This window comes from Chryseobacterium sp. UF-290 (assembly GCF_058245615.1).
Genome location: NZ_JBSICB010000046.1, coordinates 1 through 345, shown reverse-complemented (window position 1 = coordinate 345; position 345 = coordinate 1). Strand labels below are relative to the sequence as shown.

Below are 345 nucleotides of genomic sequence, written 5' to 3'. Positions count from 1 at the left end.
CATCAGTTTCAAGTCCTTCAAAATTGGATACATTTAGCCATTATGGTCCCCAAGCAGTTGGTCTTAATATTTATAGAGGAGAAGGAGATAGAATAACTGGTGTCGGAGTTAAAACTCAGGATATTTATAAAACTAATATGTCAAGAAGTCAAAAGGATTCAATGATTAATAGATTTAATGCTGATGGTGTTAAATTTGGTAGTCAAGCTGATTCTATATTAAAAAGAATAACACCAAGATAATATGAGAACTAAAATAATTTGCACATTAATTTTATTCATTATTTTTTCTTGTAAAAAAGATGAAACTAAGAGTTATAAAGAAGAATTAACCCAATCTATCCAA

At 28.4% G+C, this 345-nt stretch carries 1 protein-coding gene; it reads left to right on the top strand.

Annotated features, from left to right (window positions below):
- A partial coding sequence (locus AC4IF5_RS20430; RefSeq protein ID WP_490737796.1) for a hypothetical protein occupies nucleotides 1–242 on the top strand: 242 nt, incomplete at its 5' end.
- Nucleotides 243–345: the final 103 nt, after the last annotated feature.